This window comes from Saccharothrix mutabilis subsp. mutabilis (assembly GCF_039521145.1).
GTDB classification, from domain to species: Bacteria; Actinomycetota; Actinomycetes; order Mycobacteriales; family Pseudonocardiaceae; genus Actinosynnema; species Actinosynnema mutabilis.
Genome location: NZ_BAAABU010000030.1, coordinates 75548 through 91076 on the forward strand (window position 1 = coordinate 75548; position 15529 = coordinate 91076).

16 protein-coding genes and 1 riboswitch are annotated in these 15529 nt (G+C 73.1%); of the genes, 7 read left to right on the top strand and 9 right to left on the bottom strand.

Translation table 11 applies throughout. The annotated features are described in order from the left end of the window. Window positions 1-23: 23 nt before the first annotated feature. Window positions 24-920: a PAC2 family protein gene (locus tag ABD126_RS35740; protein WP_425542939.1), complete on the bottom strand. Its 897-nt coding sequence runs from the start codon at window positions 918-920 to the stop codon at window positions 24-26. 49 nt (window positions 921-969) lie between these two features. Between ABD126_RS35740 and metH the strand changes: the two genes are divergently transcribed. Beyond that, the gene (gene metH / locus ABD126_RS35745; protein ID WP_343939522.1) at window positions 970-4509 is read left to right on the top strand and encodes a methionine synthase; all 3540 of its coding nucleotides are present in this window, start codon (window positions 970-972) and stop codon (window positions 4507-4509) included. Window positions 4510-4534: 25 nt separating this feature from the next. After that, window positions 4535-5200 (top strand): HAD family hydrolase, encoded by a 666-nt coding sequence (locus ABD126_RS35750; protein WP_343939524.1) that lies wholly within the window; start codon window positions 4535-4537, stop codon window positions 5198-5200. Window positions 5201-5274: 74 nt separating this feature from the next. On the opposite strand, the gene ABD126_RS35755 is transcribed toward ABD126_RS35750, so the two are convergent. The 3 genes from ABD126_RS35755 to ABD126_RS35765 all read right to left on the bottom strand — a co-directional run bounded on the left by ABD126_RS35755 (window position 5275) and on the right by ABD126_RS35765 (window position 7398). Next, complete coding sequence (locus ABD126_RS35755) at window positions 5275-6027, bottom strand: CbtA family protein (protein WP_343939526.1); 753 nt, start codon at window positions 6025-6027, stop codon at window positions 5275-5277. Window positions 6028-6038: 11 nt separating this feature from the next. Beyond that, window positions 6039-6224, bottom strand: coding sequence for a CbtB-domain containing protein (locus ABD126_RS35760; RefSeq protein ID WP_337724294.1), 186 nt, complete (start codon window positions 6222-6224; stop codon window positions 6039-6041). Window positions 6225-6255: 31 nt separating this feature from the next. Further along, a riboswitch (cobalamin riboswitch) is annotated at window positions 6256-6431 on the bottom strand. A gap of 304 nt (window positions 6432-6735) precedes the next feature. Next, entirely contained in the window at window positions 6736-7398 is a 663-nt protein-coding gene (locus tag ABD126_RS35765) for a (2Fe-2S)-binding protein (protein ID WP_343939529.1), read from the bottom strand. A 19-nt stretch (window positions 7399-7417) separates the two neighbouring features. Between ABD126_RS35765 and ABD126_RS35770 the strand changes: the two genes are divergently transcribed. Then, window positions 7418-8026 carry a LysE family translocator gene (locus ABD126_RS35770; protein ID WP_343939531.1) on the top strand — a complete coding sequence of 203 codons (609 nt, stop codon included), beginning with the start codon at window positions 7418-7420 and terminating at the stop codon, window positions 8024-8026. A gap of 28 nt (window positions 8027-8054) precedes the next feature. Here ABD126_RS35770 and ABD126_RS35775 read toward each other — a convergent pair whose 3' ends face one another. Further along, window positions 8055-9236: a GNAT family N-acetyltransferase gene (locus tag ABD126_RS35775; protein ID WP_343939533.1), complete on the bottom strand. Its 1182-nt coding sequence runs from the start codon at window positions 9234-9236 to the stop codon at window positions 8055-8057. A gap of 113 nt (window positions 9237-9349) precedes the next feature. On the opposite strand from ABD126_RS35775, the gene ABD126_RS35780 reads away from it, so the two are divergent. Further along, complete coding sequence (locus ABD126_RS35780; protein WP_343939534.1) at window positions 9350-9787, top strand: GNAT family N-acetyltransferase; 438 nt, start codon at window positions 9350-9352, stop codon at window positions 9785-9787. A gap of 228 nt (window positions 9788-10015) precedes the next feature. Here the strand turns inward: ABD126_RS35780 and ABD126_RS35785 are convergent, their stop codons facing one another. After that, on the bottom strand, window positions 10016-10642 hold the full coding sequence (locus ABD126_RS35785) for an acyl-CoA-like ligand-binding transcription factor (RefSeq protein ID WP_343939536.1): 627 nt from the start codon (window positions 10640-10642) through the stop codon (window positions 10016-10018). 101 nt (window positions 10643-10743) lie between these two features. Here ABD126_RS35785 and ABD126_RS35790 point away from each other — a divergent pair, with 101 nt between their 5' ends. Both ABD126_RS35790 and ABD126_RS35795 read left to right on the top strand, forming a co-directional pair. Further along, a complete protein-coding gene (locus tag ABD126_RS35790; protein ID WP_209619835.1) occupies window positions 10744-11007 on the top strand; it encodes a phosphoribosyl-ATP diphosphatase in 264 nt (87 codons plus the stop codon). A 16-nt stretch (window positions 11008-11023) separates the two neighbouring features. Then, a complete protein-coding gene (locus ABD126_RS35795; RefSeq protein WP_343939540.1) occupies window positions 11024-11932 on the top strand; it encodes an AEC family transporter in 909 nt (302 codons plus the stop codon). Here the strand turns inward: ABD126_RS35795 and ABD126_RS35800 are convergent. Genes ABD126_RS35800 through ABD126_RS35810 form a run of 3 tightly spaced genes read right to left on the bottom strand, consistent with a single transcriptional unit; the run spans window position 11906 to window position 14202 of the window. After that, window positions 11906-12562: a phosphoribosyltransferase gene (locus tag ABD126_RS35800; protein WP_425542942.1), complete on the bottom strand. Its 657-nt coding sequence runs from the start codon at window positions 12560-12562 to the stop codon at window positions 11906-11908. The genes ABD126_RS35795 and ABD126_RS35800 overlap by 27 nt on opposite strands. Next, window positions 12559-13332, bottom strand: a complete 774-nt coding sequence (locus tag ABD126_RS35805; RefSeq protein ID WP_343939544.1) for a thioesterase family protein — start codon at window positions 13330-13332, stop codon at window positions 12559-12561. The genes ABD126_RS35800 and ABD126_RS35805 overlap by 4 nt, the downstream gene beginning before the upstream one ends. Next, window positions 13333-14202 carry a RecB family exonuclease gene (locus ABD126_RS35810; protein ID WP_343939546.1) on the bottom strand — a complete coding sequence of 290 codons (870 nt, stop codon included), beginning with the start codon at window positions 14200-14202 and terminating at the stop codon, window positions 13333-13335. 86 nt (window positions 14203-14288) lie between these two features. On the opposite strand from ABD126_RS35810, the gene ABD126_RS35815 reads away from it, so the two are divergent. Continuing rightward, on the top strand, window positions 14289-15416 hold the full coding sequence (locus ABD126_RS35815) for a site-2 protease family protein (protein ID WP_343939548.1): 1128 nt from the start codon (window positions 14289-14291) through the stop codon (window positions 15414-15416). The last annotated feature ends 113 nt before the right edge of the window (window positions 15417-15529 follow it).

Consider the following 15529-nt stretch of genomic DNA (forward strand, 5'->3'; position numbering starts at 1 on the left):
CCGCCCGACTCGACGCAGGGTGCTCAGAGCCCGGTCGGCCCGCGCCCCGGTCCGCGCCCGCGCCGCCGCAGGTACCGCTCGAACTCGGCCGCGATCGCGTCACCGCTCGCCTCGGTGATCTGGATCTCCGCGTCCCCGCGTTCCTCCAGCGCCCGCACGTAGTTGCGCACGTCCTCGTCCTCGTCGGCCATCTCGCTGACCGTGCGCTCCCACTCCTCCGCCTGCTCGGGCAGCGCGCCCAGCGGCACCTCGACGTCGAGCACCTCCTCCACCCGGTGCAGCAGCGCCAGGGTGGCCTTGGGCGACGGCGGCTGGGACACGTAGTGCGGCACCGCCGCCCAGAACGAGATCGCCGGCACGCCCGCCTGCACGCACAGGTCCTGGAAGACGCCGACGATCCCCGTCGGGCCCTCGTACCGCGACCGCTCCAGCCCGTACTTGGCCGCCGCGGCGGCGTCGTAGGCGGTGCCGGTCACGGGCACCGGGCGGGTGTGCGGGGTGTCCATGAGCAGCGCGCCGAGGGTCACCACGGTGGTGATGCCCAGGGTCTCGATGTGGCCCAGCAGTTCGCCGGCGAACTTCCGCCACCGCATGTTCGGCTCGATGCCGTGCACGAGCACCACGTCGGTGGACGACCCCGGCGGGCGGCACACCGTCAGCCGAGTGGTCGGGAATTCGACCCTTCGGGTGACACCGTCCACCATGCGGACCGTGGGCCTGGTCACCTGGAAGTCGTAGTAGTCGTCCGGATCGATCTCCGCGAGCGGTTGCGCGTCCCAGGTCAGTTGGAGGTGCTCGATCGCCGTGCTGGCAGCGTCTCCAGCGTCGTTCCACCCCTCGAACGCCGCCACCATGATCGGGTTGGTGAGCGGTTTCGTGGGGTCGAAGGGGGTCTTGGCGGCCTGGTCCGGATCGGTCACCGGGTCAGCCTACGACCACCGGCGCGCACCCACGCCGTAGGCTTGGCCCATGCCCGATCGTGTCTCGTCGCCTTTCCTGGACGCCTTGGCCGACCGCGTGGTCGTGGCGGACGGCGCGATGGGCACGATGCTCCAGGCCGTCGACCTCACCCTGGACGACTTCGCAGGTCACGAGGGTTGCAACGAGATCTTGAACGTGACCCGGCCGGACGTCGTGCGGCAGGTCCACCGGGGCTACCTGGAGGCCGGCGCGGACGCGGTGGAGACCAACACGTTCGGCGCGAACCTGGCCAACCTCGCCGAGTACGGCATCCAGGACCGGATCTTCGAGCTGTCCCGCGCGGGCGCCCGGTTGGCCCGCGAGGTGGCCGACGAGTTCGCCGAACCCGGCCGCCCCCGGTTCGTCCTGGGCTCGGTCGGCCCCGGCACCAAGCTGCCCACCCTCGGCCACGCCCCGTTCGCCACGCTGCGCGACGCCTACGTCGAGCAGGTGCGGGGGCTGCTGGCCGGCGGCACGGACGTGGTGATCGTCGAGACCTCCCAGGACCTGCTCCAGACCAAGGCCGCGATCATCGGCGCGAAACGGGCGATGGCCGCCGAGGGCGTCACCGTCCCGATCATCGCGCAGGTCACCGTCGAGACCACCGGCACGATGCTGCTCGGCTCCGAGATCGGCGCGGCCCTCACCGCCCTGGAACCGCTGGGCATCGACCTGATCGGCCTGAACTGCGCGACCGGCCCCGCCGAGATGAGCGAGCACCTGCGGCAGTTGGCCAAGCACGCCCGCATCCCGCTGTCGGTGATGCCCAACGCCGGCCTGCCCGAACTGGGCCCGCGCGGCGCGGTGTACCCGCTGACGCCCGAGGAGTTGGCCGCCGCGCTGTCCGGGTTCGTCGGCGAGTTCGGCGTGCGGCTGGTCGGCGGCTGCTGCGGCACCACCACCGAGCACGTCCGCCAGGTCGTGGCCGCCGTGCGCGACCTGGGTCCCGCCGCACGCCGCCCGCGCCCCGAGCCGGGCGTGTCGTCGCTGTACCAGGCGGTGCCGTTCCGCCAGGACGCCTCCGTGCTGATGATCGGCGAGCGCACCAACGCCAACGGGTCCAAGGCGTTCCGCGAGGCGATGCTGGCCGACCGGTTCGAGGACTGCGTCGAGATCGCCCGCGACCAGACCCGCGACGGCGCCCACCTGCTCGACCTCAACGTCGACTACGTGGGCCGCGACGGCGCGGCGGACATGCGCGCGCTGGCCACCCGCCTGGCCACCGCCTCGACGTTGCCGATCATGCTCGACTCGACCGAACCGGAGGTGCTCCAGGCGGGCCTGGAGTGCCTGGGCGGGCGGTGCGCGGTCAACTCGGTCAACTACGAGGACGGCGACGGCCCGGACTCCCGGTTCCAGCGCATCATGCGGCTGGTCGCCGAGCACGGCGCGGCGGTCGTCGGGCTGTGCATCGACGAGGAGGGCCAGGCCCGCACCGCGGAGTGGAAGGTGCGCGTCGCGGTCCGGCTCATCGAGGACCTGACCCGCGACTGGGGCGTGCGGACCAGCGACATCATCATCGACTGCCTGACCTTCCCCATCTCCACCGGCCAGGAGGAGGTCCGCCGGGACGGCCTGGAGACCATCAACGCCATCCGCGAGCTCAAGCGCCGCTACCCGGACGTGCAGACCACGCTGGGCATCTCGAACGTGTCCTTCGGCCTGAACCCGGCCGCGCGGCAGGTGCTGAACTCGGTGTTCCTGCACGAGTGCGTGCAGGCCGGGCTGGACACCGCGATCGTGCACGCCTCCAAGATCGTGCCGATGGCGCGCATCCCCGACGAGCAGCGCGCGGTGGCGCTGGACCTGGTCTACGACCGCCGGCGCGAGGGCTACGACCCGTTGCAGCGGCTGATGGAGCTGTTCGAGGGCGTCAGCATGTCCTCGTCCAAGGCGTCCCGGGCGGAGGAACTGGCCGCGCTGCCGCTGTTCGCGCGGTTGGAGCGGCGCATCGTCGACGGCGAGCGCAACGGCCTGGAAGCCGACCTCGACGCCGCGCTGCGCGAGCGCCCGGCGTTGCAGATCATCAACGACACCCTGCTGTCGGGCATGAAGACCGTCGGCGAGCTGTTCGGTTCGGGCCAGATGCAGCTGCCGTTCGTGTTGCAGTCCGCCGAGGTCATGAAGGCGGCCGTGGCCCACCTCGAACCGCACATGGAGCGCTCGGACGACGGCGGCAAGGGCCGGATCGTGCTGGCCACGGTCAAGGGCGACGTGCACGACATCGGCAAGAACCTGGTGGACATCATCCTGTCCAACAACGGCTACGAGGTCGTGAACATCGGCATCAAGCAGCCGATCAACGCGATCCTGGAAGCCGCCGAGGAGCACCGCGCGGACGCCATCGGCATGTCCGGCCTGCTGGTGAAGTCCACGGTGGTGATGAAGGAGAACCTGGAGGAGATGAACTCGCGCGGTGTCGCCGCGCGGTGGCCGGTGCTGCTCGGCGGCGCGGCCCTGACCAGGGCGTACGTCGAGAACGACCTGACCGAGATGTACCTGGGCGACGTCCGCTACGCGCGCGACGCGTTCGAGGGCCTGCGGCTGATGGACGCGATCATGGCCGCCAAGCGCGGCGAGGCCCCGCCGGTGGACCCGGAGGCGGAGCGCAAAGCCGCGGAACGCAAGGCCCGGCGCGAACGGTCGCTGCGCATCGCGGCTTCCCGCAAGGCCGCCGCCGCCGAGGAGCCGCCGGCGTCCGGGCGGTCGGACGTGGCGGTGGACGTGCCGATCCCGACGCCGCCGTTCTGGGGCACGCGGGTGGTCAAGGGCGTGCCGGTCGCGGAGTACTCGGCGATGCTGGACGAGCGGGCCACGTTCATGGGGCAGTGGGGCCTGCGCGGCGCGCGCGGCGGTGGCCCCACCTACGAGGAACTGGTGGAGTCCGAGGGCCGGCCGCGCCTGCGCTACTGGCTGGACCGGCTGGCCACCGAGGGCGTGCTGGCGCACGCGGCCGTCGTCTACGGCTACTTCCCGTGCGTGTCGGAGGGCGACGACCTGGTGGTGCTGGCCGAGCCGTCGCTCGACGCCCCGGAACGCGCCCGGTTCACCTTCCCGCGCCAGAAGCGCGACCGGCGGCTGTGCCTGGCGGACTTCTGGCGGCCACGCTCGGCGGGCGAGGTGGACGTGATCGCGTTCCACCTGGTCACGATGGGCCGGCCGATCGCCGACTACGCTGCCGAGCTCTTCGCCAAGGACTCCTACCGCGAGTACCTGGAGGTGCACGGCCTGGGCGTCCAGCTCACCGAGGCGCTGGCCGAGTACTGGCACCGCCGCATCCGCGAGGAGCTGCGCTGGCCCGACGGCGGGTCGGTCGCGGCGGAGGACCCCGCGGACGTGGAGGAGTTCTTCAAGCTCGGCTACCGCGGCGCCCGCTACTCGCTGGGCTACGGCGCGTGCCCGAACATGGAGGACCGGGTCAAGGTCGTGGACCTGCTGGAACCGGGGCGGATCGGGGTCGAGCTGTCCGAGGAGCTGCAACTGCACCCGGAGCAGTCGACCGACGCGTTCGTGGCGCACCACCCCGAGGCGAAGTACTTCAACGCGTGAAGGCGTACCTGTGGAGAGGGGCGGCATGACCGTCGAGGCCGTGCTGTGGGACATGGACGGCACCCTGCTGGACTCGGAGAAGCTGTGGGACGTCCCGCTCTACGAGTTCGCCGAGAAGCTGGGCGGGTCGCTGTCGTTGGCGACCCGGCAGGCGATGGTCGGGTCGAACGTGCCGACGACCATGGCGTTGCTGTTCGCCGAGGTCGGCGTGGTGCCGACGCCGGAGGAGACGGCCGACGGGGCGGCGTGGGTCCTGCGGCGCACCGAGGAGCTGTTCCGGGCCGGTCTGCCGTGGCGACCGGGTGCGCGGGACGCTCTGCGCGCGGTGCGTGCTTCCGGCGTGCCGATGGCGCTGGTGACGTCAACGGAACGCGGTTTGACCGAGGTCGCGCTGGACACGATCGGCCGCGAGCTGTTCGACGTGACCGTGTGCGGCGACGAGGTGGAGGGCCGCAACAAGCCCCTACCGGACCCGTACCTGAAGGCAGCACGCATGCTCGGCGTCGACGCTGAGCGTTGTGTGGCGATCGAGGACTCGCCGACCGGTGTCGCTTCGGCGGTGGCGGCGGGTTGCACGGTCCTGGTCGTGCCGTGCGACGTGCCCGTGCCGGCGGGGGAGCGGCGGATCTTCCGCGACTCCCTGGTGGACGTGGACCTGGAGCTGTTGGCCTCGCTGCCCGGCCGGGTCTGACCCCTCCGAGCCGGGCCTGACAGTTCCGACCCTGGGCGGGTGCGGCATCCCGCACCCGCCCGGAGCCGTTCCGCTCAGGCCGCCAGGGCCGGGGACTTCGCCGTGGCTTTGCGGACCGACGGGTCGATCAGCAGGCCGAACACCACGCCCAGGCCGAGCCAGAGGGTGGCCGTCTCCGCCAGTGACGCGAGGCGGAAGTCCCACAGGACGTCGCTGGGCATGTCCGCCGGGATCGCGTCCGGCGGCGCGGGGAAGGCCAGCAGGACCACCACCACGCCGGCGATCGCCGCCAGGGCGACCACCGTCGAGCGGACCGGGGCGGCCAGGTGGGTCAGGCGGGACGCCAGGAAGCTCGCCCCGTAGACGACCGCCAGGCCGGCCGCGATGACGCCCAGGTAGAGCACCGTCCGGTAGTCCACCGTGTCCGGGTTGCCCACCGCCGGCGGGTTGGCCGGGTACTTCACCGCGGGCAGCAGCGCCGCCGCGCCGAACGCCGCCGCGGCCAGGGTGACGCTCCGCGTGAACGGCGGGCGGTGGACCAACCAGCGGCGGGCGCCAGCGTAGGCGGTGGCGAACAGCGCGCCGATCGCCAAGCCGACGATCACCGCGGCCAGCACGCCGCCGACCAGTTGGGTGCCACGACCGAACAGCTCACCGTGGTCGTGTCCTGCTTCCGCCGCGGGTTCCGCGGCGGCACGCGCCTCCTCGACGGCCAACGCCGCCCGGATGGGCACCTCCACGACGACGAGCCCGACGAGTCCCGCCAGGAGTCCGGCGATGCCGCCCGCGCCGATCCCGCGCAGCAGCACGCCCTTGTACGTGGTCATCGGTCGGTTGCCTAGTGGCACGGGACGCCGAGCGCGTGGCGCCCGTCGTGGAAGAACTCGTGCAGCGACTCGGCGGCGTGGCCGAGCGCGATGCCGTTCTCCTGCAGGACGAGCCAGGTCACCATCAGCGCGACCAGCGCGACGGCGTAGGCCCACCGGGGGATGGGAAGGGAAAGGTGGTGCGCGGGGCTCGTCATGACGGCCTCCTCCATACCTCGTGGAAGGTCAACAACACTTCGCGCCGCAGCCGGTCTCCTGACTCCCGGATCGACACCGTCCCCGCGTCTTCCCAGCCGCACCGTGCGACCAGTGACGTTCTCGGCGGGTTGGCTCCCCGGTCACAGTGGCGAGGACCGCGCCGGATTCCCACCGGCTTCCCGTCCACTGCGGCGCTGGAACCGTAAAGGTCCACTCCGTCCCGGCACAACCGACCAGACGAGTTGTCATTCACCTCACGTCCGCAACGCCCGGTGCGCCACAGCGGCTAGGCGTGGCGTTCGGGGCAGGCGCGAACGGGCCGCTCGCGGCTTGGGGCGGGCGGAAGGGGCGCTGGTCGGCCGGGGCGGCGCTGGCCGGCCGGGTGAGTTGGCAGTTCGCGGGTGGGCCGCTTGCGCCCGGCGGGGCCGCGCGCGCCGGTTGGGCCGCGTTCGCCGAGTGGGCAGCCCACGCCCAGCCAGCCGTGCGCCGGGTGGGCCGCGTGCGTCGCGCTCAGCGGGTGGGGAGGGGGCAGTCGCCGCAGGTTCCGCCGCCGTCCAGGCGGTAGTACAGGCAGCAGCTCCGGCGGCGGAAGGCCACTTCGCCGGGGAACGGGATGAAGTCGCCCGTGCCCTTGAGCGGTGGTTCGGAGAGCAGGTGTTCGCCTACCGCCACGCAGTGTTCCGCCGGCGCGGTGCCGCTGCGGGCGACCGTTTTCAGCGCGCCGGCGATCGAGGAGGCCGCGTTGCCCCACAGCAGCCCGCGCGCCACCGGCACGACCGCTCGCACCGCCTCGACCACCGGTTCCAGCGACTCCGCGATGCCCACGCCCGGGTCGGCTCGGTCGATCCGCACCCGCAGCCCGTCCGGGCCGTAGTGCCACCACAGGTTGCCGGGGCGGATGTCGGGCGCGACTCCCTCGACGGCGTGGGCGGCGGCGGTCGGGCAGAGCAGGCGCGCGGTGTAGCTCAGGAAGAACAGCGATGCCGCCACCCGCCGCTCGCCCGTCCGGTAGCGCTCGGCGATGGCGTCGAGGGTGCGGGGGAGCGCGGGACCGTCGAGCAGGTCGGCGCCGGGGAGCCAGTCGTCGCTGGGACGGCCCAGGTCCAGGGCGAAGAACGGGCTGAGACCGCGGACCCGGCGCAGGGTGGACAGCACGGCGGCGAAGTCGGACACGTGTCCTAGTCTGCCGCCCGTGGACGCACTGGGGCTCGGACTCACCTTCGGCTTGGCGGCGAGCATCAGCCCCGGTCCGCTGTTGGTGCTGGTCGTGACGTCGGCGCTGCGGTCGGGATGGCGGGCGGGCGCGTTGGCGGCCTGTGCGCCCCTGCTCTCGGACGCGGTGGTGGTCGGCGTGACCGTTCTCGTGCTCGACCGCCTCCCGGCGCGGGCGTTGGGCGTGCTCGGGGTCGTGGGCGCGGTGTTCGTGGTGTGGAGCGGGGTGCGGACGGTGCGCGAGGCCCGGACCGCCACCCTCGACGGTTCCGGCGAGGCCGGCGGTGACGCCCTGCGCCGCGCCGTGCTGGTGAACCTCCTCAGCCCGCACCCGTGGGTCGCCTGGGCCACCGCCCTCGGACCGCTGACGATCACCACGTGGCGGGCGTCGGCGGGCGCGGCGGTGGCCCTGCTGGTCGGCTTCTACCTGATGTTGATCGGCGGCAAGGTGGTCATCGCGGTCCTGGTCGCGCGCGGCCGGCGCCGGTTGGGCGACACCGGTTACCGGCGCGCCCTGACCTGCGCGGGCGTGCTGCTCGCGTTGGCGGGCGTGGCGCTGGGTGTCGAGTTCGCCGGCTACGGCACCTGACCGACCCGAACGCGGGACCGGGTGTCGATCAGGGCATGTAGAAGGTCATGAGGTCGGAGCGGACCGGCGGGAACAGGGTCTGCATCAGGTCCGCGTTCGGACCGGGGTAGACGTCCGGCTGACGTGCGGTGAGGCCACGCAACCCGTGCGGGCCGAAGAGCAGCGACGCCAGCATGTCCGGCGCCACGCCGCACCCGCCCACCACACCCGGCGCCTGCATGGTGCTGCCCGCGACCACCGCACCCACCTCGCCCGCCTGGTACGGCAGGCGCACGTGGGAGCGGTAGAACGACACCACCGCCTCGCCCTCCGCGTCGGCGAACGACGACTTGGCCAGCCGCCGCCCGAACACCGGACGCAGGTGGTCCAGCAACGCCACCGGGTCGGGGACGCGCACGTAGTACGAGTTCGCCTCCTCCGGCGCGGGACCCAGGAACGGTTCCAGCGCCTCGCCCGCGACCGTGCCCGGACGCTCGTTCGCCGTCGTCGCACCGGTGTGCGCCAACAGCGCGCGCACCGCGCCGGCCTCGGTCGCCGCGACCTCGGCCAGGCGCACGCCCTCGTCCGGCGGCGTGGAGCGGCCGGTGCCGACCGGCACGCCGTCCCGTTCCACCAGCCACTGCGTGCTGCCGTCGCGCGCGATCAGCCACCGCCACAGGCCGGGCGAGTGCGGCATCGACAGGTCCGCCCGCGCCTGCTCGGCCTCCTGGAGCCGGTGCAGGGCCGGGATGTCGTCGAACGTCGCCTCGCGCACGGTGTAGCCGTCGGCGGACGCCGTGCCCACCACGGGCCGGACCGGTGCGATGGGGATTGCGTACGTGTACCCGAACAGCCGGTAGAAGTACGGGATGCCCAGCATCACCTGCACGAGTTGCCCACGCGCGGCGGACCGCTCGTGCGCCCAGCCCATGAGCGCCCGCACCAGGCCGCGGCCCTCGTAGTCGCGGTCGGTGGCGACCAGTTCCACCTGCCCCGCCGGGATCGCGACGCCGTCGAGGAACAGCGTCTCGTCCAGCAGGGTCGCGGTGGAGACCACCCGGTCACCGTCCACGACGACCGCGCACGCCTCCCACCCGGCGTCCGGGTCCTCGACCACCAGCCGGTGGTCGACGGCGTCCTCGGGTTCGCCGCGTTCGGCCAGCAACGCGCCGATCTGGTCGAGGTCCCGCGGTTCGGCGGTGCGCAGCACCAGCCCGTCGGACAACGTCATCCGCGCAGTGTCGAGCCTCACCTCCGTTCCCAGCCACTGGTTTTCCGGCCGTGGTTCTCCCTGTCGGCAAACCGGTTTGGCGCACGACCTCCCGTTGATCGACAATCCCGCGCATGTCCTGGCTGCCGTCCGACTTCGTCCACCCCACCCGCGTCGAGCTGGGCACGGGCCACCACCTGCGCCCGATCCGGGAGTCCGACGCGGACCGGGACTACCCGGCGGTCATGGGCTCGCGGGAACGCCTCTGGTCCCTCTTCGGCGAGGAGTGGGGCTGGCCGCCGGCCACCATGACCCCCGAGGCGAACCGCCTCGACCTCGCTCGGCACGAGCGCGAGGCCGAAGCCCACGAGTCGTTCAACTACGCCCTGTTCGACGCGGACGAGACGGCGCTGCTCGGGTGCGTCTACATCGACCCGGCCGAGGACGCCCTGATCACCTGGTGGGTGGTGGACGAGTACGCGGGCACCGACCTCGAACGCGCCCTCGACGCCTTCGTGCCGGAGTGGATCGCGCGCGACTGGCCGTTCGCCAGCCCGCGGTTCGGGTTCTGACGCGGGTCGGGCTGATCGGGCCGCCGAAGGCGACGGCCGCGGGGGCGGTGGTGCGGGTGCCGGCGGCGTGGGTGCGGGGCGCGTGGGTGTCGGCCGCGCGGCTGCTGGCGGCGTGGGTGCGGTGCGCGTGGGTGTCGGCCGCGTGGGTGCGGTGCGCGCGGCTGCTGGCGGCGTGGGTGCGGGGAGCGCGGGTGCCGGCGGCATGGCTGCGGGGCGCGTGGGTGGTGGTCATGGTCGGGCTTCCTCCTGGGGGCGTGCGGTGGTGGCGGGTTCGGGGAGGCCCGCGGCGACCTGGCTGATCGCTTCGCGGACCAGGGGTGTCAGCGGCGCCGGTGGTGTGGTGTGGACCCAGCGGTCGGTCGCCACCTGGATGGCGGCGCCCACGGAGGCCGCCACCAGCCGGGGGTAGAGCTGCTCGACGCTGGTGCCCGTGCGCTCGGCGACGGCCTCGGCCAGCTCCCGCTCGACCGCCGAACCCGCGCGGGAGAACTCGCCGATCAGGGTCGGCTCGCTGAGCAGGAGGCGGACGCCGGTGGCCCACTCCGGCTCCTCCGCGACGTCGTACTGCGCCAGCGCCGCTTCGAGGATCGCCTCCCAGAGGGACTCCTCGCGGGGGCGTCGGCGCACCTCGACCGCGAGCCGCCGCGCGCGGTCGACCTGCGGGGAGGTGATCGCCTCCGCCTTGCTGGAGAAGTAGTTGTTGAAGGTGCGCGGGGACACCCCGGCCGCCGCGGCGATGTCCTCCACCAGGACGTTCTCCAAGCCGCGCTCCACCGCCAGCCGCAGTGCCGCACTGATCAACGCCCGGCGGGTCGCCAACTTCTTGCGTTCTCTCAAGCCCAGTTCCTCGTTCATGTGATCAAGGTACCAGAACTTGCGGGGCACGCAGTTTTTCGAGGCACGCAACTTTGGGGTGATTGTGTGCCACCGTTCGGGGGATGGGAGGATGGGCCCCCGTGAAGACCTTCGACGAGCTGTTCGCCGAGCTGAGCGAACGCGCCCGCACCCGCCCCGAGGGCTCCGCCACCGCAGCGGCCCTGGAGGCGGGCGTCCATGCGCAGGGCAAGAAGGTGCTGGAGGAGGCGGGCGAGGTCTGGATCGCCGCGGAGCACGAGTCCGACGAGCGGCTGGCCGAGGAGATCTCCCAACTGCTCTACCGCGTCCAGGTGCTCATGCTCGGCCGCGGGCTGACCCTGGAAGACGTGTACAAGCACCTGTGACCTGACCTTGGGCGGGGTGCTCAGCGGGTTCGTGCCCATCTGGGTGCTCACGGCGGTGGGTTTCGCCGCCGCGCGCACCAACGTCCTCGGCGACCGCGCCGAGACGGTGCTCGGCCGGTTCGCGTTCTACCTCGCCATGCCCGCGGTCCTGTTCACCACCCTGCTCGACGGCGAACCGGGCGCGCTGGCCAACAAGGGCGTGCTGGCGTTCGTCATCGCAACGTTCGTCGTGGGTGCGATCGGTCTGCTCGTGCACTGGAAGGCGTTCCGCGGACCGCTGCCCGACCGGACGCTCGCCGCGATGGCGGGCGCCTACGTCAACTCGGGCAACCTGGGCATCCCGGTGGCCGTCGGCATCCTCGGTGACTCGTCGTTCATGGTCGCCGTGCTGCTGTTCCAGCCGGTGGTCGTGATGCCGATCGTGCTCGCCGCGGTCGAGGTCGGCTCCGGCAAGCGCGGCGGCACCCTGAAAACGCTGGTCACGCTGCCCGTGCGCAACCCGATCATCCTGGCGTCGCTGCTGGGCGTGACGGTCGGCGCGACCGGGTGGCGGCCCCCGGACCTGGTGCTCGAACCGCTCGCGGCACTGGGGTCCGCGGCCGTGCCGACGGCGCTGGTGGTGCTCGGCATGTCCCTGGGCGGCATGCGCCTGCCCGACCGGGAGAGCAGCGCCCAGCTCGGCGTCACGGTGCTGTTCAAGCTGCTGCTGCACCCGCTGGTGACGTTCCTGGGCTGTCTCGCGCTGGGCGTGGACGGGCCGCTGCGCCTGGCCGCCGTGGTGTGCGCCGCGCTGCCGACCGCGCAGAACGTGTACGTGCTGGCCCGCCAGTACCGCCCGGACGCGCGGCTGCCCCGCGACGCCGTCCTGCTGTCCACGGCCCTGTCCATGATCACGCTGTCAGTGGTGACGGTGCTGCTCAAGTAGGGCCAGCACCTCGGCGTCCGTGGTCTGGTCGAACCGCCGGTAGAACCGCCCGACCGAGCGGAAGTCGATGCGCTCGCGCGGGCACACCACCAGGTCGGCCACCGCCGACAGGTCCCGCACGGCCTCCGCCGCGCCCACCGGCACGGCCAGCACCAACCGCCGCGGGTCACCCTGCCGGGCCTCCCGCAACGCCGCCCGCGCGGTCACGCCCGTGGCCAGGCCGTCGTCCACGACCAGGACGTCCCGCCCGGCCAACACGGGACGCCCGGCCCGGTACACGGCGAGCCTGCGCCGCGCTTCCCGCCGCTCCTCCTCGACGACGCCGGCCAGGTCCGCGACCGACACGCCGAGGTACGCCAGCGTGCGGGCATCGAAGATCGGCTCGCCGTCCGCCGTGACCGCGCCGACCCCGAACTCGGGCCGGCCCGGCGCGCCGATCTTGCGCGCCACCGCCACGTCCAGCTCCGCGCCCAGCGCGAGCGCCACCTCGTGCGCCACCGGCACGCCGCCGCGCGCCAGCCCGAGGACCAGCGGATCGGTCCACTCGAAGCGCCGCAGCGCGCGGGCGAGGACCCGGCCGGCGTCGGCGCGGTCCGCGAACTTCACCCCACCATCGTGGCGTCGGCTCAGCGTTCCCGCACGTACAGGGCCTGCGCGGTGCGGCCGACCGGCCCCAGCTCGTCGTGCAGCACGCTGCTGGCCATCCCGACGCCCGTGGGCCCCACCACCGTCTCCGCGTCCAGCGCGAACCATTCGCCGACCGGCTCGCGGTGCAGGTGCACGGTCAGGTCGGTGTTGATCGCGTACCACTTCGAGATGTCCAGCCGGGACGACACGCCGCTGGCCGAGTCGGCCACCGTGAACAGCCGCTGCGCCGTCGACGCGTCCTCACCCGCGACGACCCGCGCCAACGGCCGCGCCCACACCGCCGCGTCGCCCGGGGTGAAGATGCCGCCGGACACCGAGCGCCACTCCATCGCCGCCAGGTACCCGCACTGCCAGTCGTCCGGGATCGCCATCGGCGCGCACCCCTGCGCGGGCACCAGCGGCTCGCCCTCGCCGGACGCGACCGTCGCCGTGTCGCCGCCGACGATCCGCCACGCGTGCGCCCGCAGCACCGGCCGCCCGTCGTGGCACAGCGCGGCCGACAGCAGCTCCACCGACCGCCCCGGCCGCTCCAGCGCCGCCTCGACGGTCAGCTCCGCCACCGGCACCGGCCCCAGCACCTCGAAACCCACCCGGGACAGCACCGTGCCCTCGCGCGGGGCGCACCGCTCCAGCTCGCGCACCAGCAGCGCCGAGGGCGGACCCAGGTGCTGGTGCTGGTCGGTCCACGGCCCGGCGGTGTGCTCGGTGGCCCGGAACCGCCGCTCGTCCAACTGCTCGTAGAACGCCGTCATCTAGTCCGCCCTGTCCAGTGCCGTCTCCACGCCCGCGTCCGGCTCCGGCCACCCCGGGTAGGGCGGCGGGGTGCCGTCGAACGCCGGGCACAGCGCCTTGTGGTCGCAGTAGTCGCACAACCTGCTCGGGTTGGGCCGGAAGTCGCCCGACTTCGCCGCCCGCAGGATGGCCTCCCAGATGGCCTCCAGCGTGCGCTCGAACCGCGCGAGCTCCGCCTCGTCCGGTGTGTACGCCAACGCCTGCCGGTCCGCCAGGTACATCAGCCGCAGCTGGCGCGGCACCACGCCGCGCAGCCGCCACAGCACCAGGGCGTAGAACTTCATCTGGAACAGCGCTTTGGCCTCGCCGACCTCGCGCGGCGCGGCCCCGGTCTTGTAGTCGACCACCCGGATCTCGCCGGTGGGCGCCACGTCCACGCGGTCGATGTAGCCGCGCAGCAGAACCCCGGACGGCAGTTCCCACTCCACCAGCAGCTCGCGGGCGTCCGGGTCGAACCGGCGCGGGTCCTCCAGGCCGAAGTAGCCCTCCAGCAGGCCTTCCGCCGAGGCCAGCCACTCGGCCTGCTCGGCGGCGTCCTCGGCGGTGAACAGGTCGGCGAACTCGGGGCGCTCGGCGCGCACCCGGTCCCAGGCCGGGCCGATCAGCTCGCGGGCGCGCTCGGGCAGGCGCTCGGCGGCGGGCAGGCCGAACAGGTCCTCCAGGACCGCGTGCACGACCGTGCCGCGCACCTGCGCTCTGGTCGGCTTCTCCGGCAGCCGGTCGACCGCCCGGAAGCGGTACAGCAGCGGGCACTGCTTGAAGTCGCCCGCTCTCGACGGGGACAGCGCGGGCCTGCGCACTGGGCGTTCGGAGATCGTCGGCACTGCCATGCCGAAAACCTTAGGGGACGGCACCGACAAGATCGGTTCGTCTCGGCGTCACAGCGTCAACACACCGCAACCCCTAGGCTTCCTGCGTGGTGACCGAGCAGAGCTGGCGACGGGTCGGGCGGGACGGTGGGCTGCCGTTGTTCCGCGTGGCCGGGATCCCGGTGCTGCTCGCGCCTTCCTGGTGGCTCGGCTCGGCGGCGATCGTCGTGCTGTACGCGCCGATGGTCGAACGCCTCGTCCCCGGCCTGAGCGGAACGGCGAGCGTGCTGCTCGCGGCCACGCTCGCGGTCCTGCTGGGCCTTTCCGTGCTGGCCCACGAGCTGGGGCACAGCCTGGTCGCGTTGCGGCTGGGCATGCCGGTGCGGCGGTTGCGGCTGTTCCTGCTCGGTGGCGTGTCGGAGATGATGCGCACGCCGGACAACCCGCGTCACGAAGGGCTGATCGCCGCCGGCGGGCCGGTGGTCTCGACGCTGCTCGCGGGCGCTTTCGCGCTGGGCGCGTCCGCCATCCCGTACCGGGACGCGGTGTGGTTGCTGATCGCGCAGACCGCGTTCGCCAACGCCGCCGTGGCCGTGTTCAACCTGCTCCCGGGCCTGCCGCTGGACGGCGGTCGCATCCTGCGGGCGGGCGTGTGGGCGGTCACCGGCCGGCGCGCGACGGGCACCAAGGCGGCCGTCTTCGGCGGCGGCCTGGTGGCCGCGCTGCTGGTCGTCTGGGCGGTCATGGCGCTGCTGGACGGGGCCGAGGACCGGTGGCTGGTGTTCGGCGTGTGCCTGGTCACGGCGTGGGTCGTGGTCGCGGGCGCGCGTGGCGAGCTGACCGCCGAACGCCGGCGGACCTGGCCGGAGGGCCTCACGCTCAGCCAGCTCATGCACCCCGTGCTGCAACTGCCCGCCGAGAGTCCCGTGTCCGGCGCGCTCACCGCGTCCGCCGGGCGTGGCGTGGTGCTGGTCCGCGCGGACGGCGTCGCGGCGGGGCTGCTGGACCGGGGCATGGCCGAACGCCTGGCCACCACCTCCCCGCACGCGCCCGCCGAGCAGGCCGCCGTCCCGATCCGGCCGGAGACCGTGCTGCTGGAGAACGAGACCGGCGACGAGCTGGCCGAACGCGTCATGGGCACGCCCGCCTGGGAGTACCTGGTGGTGGACCTCGAAGGGCGGCCCTCGGGCGTGTTGCGCCGCGAGGACCTCAAGGCCGCCCTCGACCGCGGCTAGATGTACTGATTCGTGACGTTGTTGACGCTTAGGCGGTCAGTCGGGTGATGGGTGGCTGGCAGCTGAGGGCGGAGTGGGCTCGGTGGGTGTTGTAGTCGTGGACCCAGCCGGGT

Excerpts from the sequence above, each read along its gene's own strand:
- ABD126_RS35780 (WP_343939534.1), top strand. The coding sequence starts at position 9,350 with ATGTCCTGGCTGCCGTCCGACTTCGTCCACCCCACCCGCGTCGAGCTG.
- ABD126_RS35750 (WP_343939524.1), top strand. The coding sequence starts at position 4,535 with ATGACCGTCGAGGCCGTGCTGTGGGACATGGACGGCACCCTGCTGGAC.
- ABD126_RS35775 (WP_343939533.1), bottom strand. The coding sequence starts at position 9,236 with ATGACGTTGTCCGACGGGCTGGTGCTGCGCACCGCCGAACCGCGGGAC.
- ABD126_RS35810 (WP_343939546.1), bottom strand. The coding sequence starts at position 14,202 with ATGGCAGTGCCGACGATCTCCGAACGCCCAGTGCGCAGGCCCGCGCTG.
- ABD126_RS35785 (WP_343939536.1), bottom strand. The coding sequence starts at position 10,642 with ATGAACGAGGAACTGGGCTTGAGAGAACGCAAGAAGTTGGCGACCCGC.
- metH (WP_343939522.1), top strand. The coding sequence starts at position 970 with ATGCCCGATCGTGTCTCGTCGCCTTTCCTGGACGCCTTGGCCGACCGC.
- ABD126_RS35755 (WP_343939526.1), bottom strand. The coding sequence starts at position 6,027 with ATGACCACGTACAAGGGCGTGCTGCTGCGCGGGATCGGCGCGGGCGGC.
- ABD126_RS35805 (WP_343939544.1), bottom strand. The coding sequence starts at position 13,332 with ATGACGGCGTTCTACGAGCAGTTGGACGAGCGGCGGTTCCGGGCCACC.
- ABD126_RS35760 (WP_337724294.1), bottom strand. The coding sequence starts at position 6,224 with ATGACGAGCCCCGCGCACCACCTTTCCCTTCCCATCCCCCGGTGGGCC.